The sequence below is a fragment of the Pontimicrobium sp. MEBiC01747 genome, from assembly GCF_053601635.1.
Genome location: NZ_JBSHNS010000173.1, coordinates 1 through 5,394, shown reverse-complemented (window position 1 = coordinate 5,394; position 5,394 = coordinate 1). Strand labels below are relative to the sequence as shown.

Annotated in this window: 4 protein-coding genes; 2 read left to right on the top strand and 2 right to left on the bottom strand. The window is 30.8% G+C overall.

Features of this window, described 5'->3' with window-relative positions; genetic code table 11:
* A partial coding sequence (locus tag ACVC2P_RS05400; RefSeq protein ID WP_452597453.1) for a serine hydrolase occupies nucleotides 1–649 on the top strand: 649 nt, incomplete at its 5' end.
* Complete coding sequence (locus ACVC2P_RS05395; protein ID WP_452597452.1) at nucleotides 646–3,480, top strand: Npt1/Npt2 family nucleotide transporter; 2,835 nt, start codon at nucleotides 646–648, stop codon at nucleotides 3,478–3,480. The genes ACVC2P_RS05400 and ACVC2P_RS05395, both read left to right, overlap by 4 nt.
* A 14-nt stretch (nucleotides 3,481–3,494) precedes the next feature.
* Here ACVC2P_RS05395 and ACVC2P_RS05390 read toward each other — a convergent pair whose 3' ends face one another.
* Together ACVC2P_RS05390 and ACVC2P_RS05385 are read right to left on the bottom strand one after the other, a co-directional pair.
* Nucleotides 3,495–4,796 (bottom strand): serine hydrolase, encoded by a 1,302-nt coding sequence (locus tag ACVC2P_RS05390; protein WP_452597451.1) that lies wholly within the window; start codon nucleotides 4,794–4,796, stop codon nucleotides 3,495–3,497.
* A 2-nt stretch (nucleotides 4,797–4,798) separates the two neighbouring features.
* A partial coding sequence (locus ACVC2P_RS05385; RefSeq protein ID WP_452597450.1) for a PEP/pyruvate-binding domain-containing protein occupies nucleotides 4,799–5,394 on the bottom strand: 596 nt, incomplete at its 5' end.

Below are 5,394 nucleotides of genomic sequence, written 5' to 3'. Positions count from 1 at the left end.
TTTACCAAAAATTGCCATATTATTAGCCGCGATGGATGCAATAGAAAGTGGAGAGTTAGAAGACACCGCAGAACTGCAAAAAGATATGCGATTAATGATTAGTAAATCAAACAATCAAGCTTCAACACGTATGATAGATCGTATAGGCTATAAAAAAATAGAAGCAGTTTTACGAGCTCCAAAAACAAAATTATACGATGAAGAAGTAGGAGGAGGTTTATGGGTAGGAAAACGTTATGCAGCTGGAGGCAAAAGATATCCTGAACCAATGAAAGGCTTAAGTCATGCAGCAACTACAAGACAAGTATGTAGTTTTTATTACCAATTGGTAATGGGAAATTTAGTTTCTACTGAACGCTCAAAGCAAATGTTAAACATAATGAAAGACCCAGCGTTGCACCATAAATTTGTAAACGTGTTAGATGTTATAGCTCCAAAGGCAACAGTATATAGAAAATCGGGATCATGGAAAAACTATCATTCAGATTCAGCTTTGGTTTGGGGACCAGAGCGGCATTATATTATTGTCGCTTTAATTGAAGATGGTACAGGGGAGCAAATCATGCGTAAATTAGTTAAGCCATTAGATAAAATTTTGAAAAGAACAATAAAAAATAAAAAAGCTAAAACCCATAAGATTAAAAATTGATACTTAAAAAGCTTTTAAATAAAACATTTGGATTAAGAGATGGTGAAATACACATCTCTTTTTTAATGCAATTATATATTTTTTTAATTATAACTGTATTACTAATAGTAAAACCTACAGTTAATGCTTTATTTATATCTCAATTAGGGGCAGACCACTTACCATATGGATATCTACTATTAGCAATAGTAGCGGTAGTCGCTTCTTATTTTTATAATAAAGCTATTCGGTTATTTTCACTAACAAAAGTTACAGTTTCTACTTTAGTTTTCTTCAGTTTAGGCTTTTTGTCCCTAAGTGTTTTACTACACTTTTCTATGCTTAATAATTGGGTGCTTTATATCTATTATTTAGGAGTTTCACTATTTGCAGTAATTGCAACGTCTCAATTTTGGATACTAGCTAACATAGTGTACAATTCTAGAGAAGCAAAACGATTGTTTGGTTTTATTGGTGCAGGAGCTATTGCAGGAGGTGTTTTTGGAGGGTATTTAACAAGCTTAGTCGTTTCAACTTATAGTAACAAAGTTGTAATGGTATTGGCCGCAGTTTTAATTTTGTGTTGTATTCCTATTTTGCACAAAGTATGGACTTTAAGGCTTAGGGTTATGAATATTTATGTTAGAAAACAACGTAAATTTAATGATACAAATACAGTACAATCCTCACTTAAAATAATATCGAACTCTAAACACTTAACGTACTTGGCATGCATTACAGGAATAGGAGTAATGGTTGCAAAATTAGTAGACTTTCAATTTAGCGACTTTGCAAGTCGTACAATGCCTAACTCTGAAGATTTAGCCGCTTTTTTTGGGTTTTGGTTTTCAACATTTAATGTGTTGGCACTTATTTTACAATTATTTTTTACCAATCGAGTATTGAGTAGGTTAGGAGTATCATCTACTTTACTCATTTTACCACTTGGTATAGCTTTTGGGAGTTTATTATTTTTAACGTTTCCTGAGTTATGGGTACTCGTAATAATAAAAGGTATAGATGGTAGTTTTAAACAATCCTTAAATAAAGCTGCTTTCGAGTTATCTATAATGCCTATCCCTTTAAATATAAAAAAACAAGCTAAATCATATATAGACGTTGTTGTAGATAGTATTGCTACGGGAATATCTGGTTTTATGCTTATTTTTCTTATAAGAAAGTTAGATTTAAGTACATCCTATATTAGTGTAATTGTTCTACTCTTGGTTTTTATCTGGATTATACTAATCTATAAATTAAGAGAAGCATATTATAATTCATTCAGAAAAAATATACAAACCACAATATTAAAAAGCGGAGATGCTTTAAATGAAAACCGAAAAACAGAAACAACTATCACTGCAGCTAGGCGGATTTTAAACGGAAATAACGAAACAGCTATTTTGAACCTGTTAGACCGTTTAAGCAACTACAAAATGAAAACCTTAAAAAGTAGTGTCGTAAACCTATTAAGTCACCCTTCTAATACTATTAAAAAAGAAGCAATTAAACAGTTATACCTCTACGATAAAATAAATGAAATTGAAAAAGTAAAGAAATTAATTAATGAAAATGATGACGATTTGGTATATGTAGCTTTAGAGTATATTTTAAACCATGAATCAACCTCAGAAACAGAATTCTTTAATACTTATTTAAATCATGAAAAAGATTATATAGCAAATGCAGCATTATTATGCTTAGCCAAAGAAGCCTCAGATGATAAAGTTTTGGCGGTTAAATTTAATTTACAAGAAAGACTAACCAAAAAAATAGATACATATAACAGAACCGAAAAAACTAGAGAAGAATCTATCGCCGAATTATTAATTGCTATAGCATATTCTGGTTTAATAGAGCACTTTTCATTTATTGAAACACATTTAAAAAGTGAAAATGTTTACTTAAAAGCATATGCTATAAAAGCGGCAGGAATTAGTAAGTATGAAAATTTTATAGAACCAATATTATTATGTGTTTCTGAAAAACAATACCGTAAACGAGCAATAAAAGCTCTTAAACGATTTGGACCAGAAATAACAAATACTATACTAAGTTTAGATAAAACCCAAGAATTAAATCCCAAAATAAAACGTTACATACCTAGAATTGTTGAATCGTTTAAAACGCAAAGTGCAGTATATGTGTTAATGCGTTTAATGAGAAGTCGAGACTTTATGACACGCTGTGAAGCCTCTCGTTCTTTACTTAAATTAAAAGGTAAACAAGTAAAACTTATTTTTAATCCTAGACAATTAAAAGGTTTTGTTTTAAAAGAAATTAAACAATATAAAAATGCTCTAATAGCAATCGATTCGTTAAATATGCTACTAGATAAGCAAAGCCTTCAAGACTCTAAAACAGATAAAGAGATAGAACTTTCGATAGCTAGACAAAATATTGTAGATATTTTGCAAGAACAGTTAGAAACAAGTTTAAAAACTATTTTTGAATTATTAGCAGTTTTATACGATGCAACTGATATAAAAATGACTTATTCTGGCTTATTAAGCGATGTAGAAGACGCTAAAATAAATGCAATAGAGTTTTTAGATAATTTACTTAAAAGCCAATTAAAATTTAAGTTAATTCCAATATTAGAACATTATGTTTTAGGAAATATTGGAGCACAATCTCCATTAAAATTAAAAGTATTAAATGAAAAAGCTTGCCTAACATTATTAGTAAAAAGTAGAGGTAAACGCATAAAACTAGAAGTATTATACTTAATTAATATTTTAAACGATAAAAGCTATAAAGGATTAGTTAAGTCTATGCGAAAGCATCCTAACGCCGAAGTAAAATTCTTTACTTTTGAAACCTTAAACAAGCTAAATGGCTTTAAAAATTAATTTTCATTACAGCTTTAATCCTCTTCATCTTTATAGTTTTCATCTAAAGCATCAATATCATTTTCGTTATTTTTTGTAATTAACGCATCAATTTTGCTTGCTAAGTACATGTGTGCACCTGCAGAGTTTTTATTTAAAACATTAGACATTAAACAAACAATATATTTAGTTCCGTTTGGATGTTCTACTATAATTACAGAGTTCATGTAATTAAAGACGTTACCAGCATAACTTTTACAATTAGGGTCTTTTTCTCGGTCACATTTATAATAACTTCCAGATTTAAAATACACGGCAGCACTATCTAAACGACTAGATTTAGCATAGCGAATACGACGATCTGTTAAATATAACATGCGCTTCATTTCTAAACTAGACTGTTTATCTACTATTTTACCTTGTTCTAACTTTACCAAATATTTCATTAAACCTTTAGGCGTACCAATACTACCACCTTTTCTGCCAACATATTTTCCAGCAGGTCGTGTAAACATACCACCTAATCTCCAATCATCTTCATTAATACCTAAATCTCTTAGAGGCTCATTTACAACACTATTTGCTAAATTAGTTAAAGAGTCTCGAGGTGTTTCTTTAAAGTAATTTTCCCCTTCTTCTTCGGTTAAATTCACGTAATCTGGCCCATAAGCAGCCATAAGCATAGCTTCGCGGTACATAACGCTTGCAGCGCCATTATTACTTACAGAAACCATGTGGTCTAACCATTCAAATAACGAAAATTTGTCACTAGCGCGAACTTGTCTTTTTGTTAATTTATCATTTTCAATATCATAAATAGGAACAGTATGATGATCTCCTGTTCCCCAATAACGAGATGAAACTTCTATGTCTTTAAGGTACATAATACGGTCTTCGAAAGAGTTAGGGCACACTTTTGCCATTTGAGTGAATACAGCATTTAATACAGCAATTTTTCCCACGCTTCCAGGTTGATACCCTACATTTTCTCTATATGCTGCATATTTTAAAGCCTTAGGGTTGGACATGTCTAGGATAGCAACAGAATAGGCTCCACTGGGGATTAAACGTTTTACGCTTCTTGTAAATTCATCATCTTCAATTAAAAGCTCATTAATACTGTCTTCATTTCGAGAGGTTAAACTTAAATTAATGTCTGCTAGAGTTTTATAGGCGCCGTAAGGAATACGATTATATGGAATACTATCCATTTTCATTTTTTGTATTTGATATAAACGTTTAATTCCTGTACGCTCATAACCATCAATTGGATAAGGAATAAAACCAAAAGATAATAATATACATAGACTAATACTTATATAGAATAACTTTTTCATAACTACAGTGTTTCAGAAAGATTTATTAGTTGGTTTGTTTTAACTTGTGGAGAGATTGAGATTAAATATTCAGAACTTTTTGCTTGTTTGTTTTCCACAAATGGTCGTATTTGAAATAGCCATAACTTATTATTTTTAAACCCAAACTCTACATCGTAAGCCTGTTTACTATCTTTAGCCTCTTTTGCAATTGTATTTCTAATTTTGCTAGCTAACGTTCTAATATCTGTTATATTTTTGCTATTTAAAATAGGAGTATTAAAAGCTGTATTGTGTTTTTTAACACCTCCATAATTTGGTAACCTAATATAGTCAGGTTGTCTTGCAGGAGCTAAAAGTGTATTTGATGTTGAAGTAATTAAACGAGTCTCTGCACTTTGCCCATCTACAGCTCCACCAGCTCCACGACTAAAAGCAACAGTTAAATCATCATCATTTCCTGAATTAATACCTTTGGTAATCATAACTCCAGAATAATCAACATCCACACTTGGGATTATTAAAATTGAAGGAAATACATTTTCAGGATTACTTAAATATTTCTGTCTCCATTTAAAACTACGTTCTGTATACGCAGAAGCCCAAACTCGTTTTATAC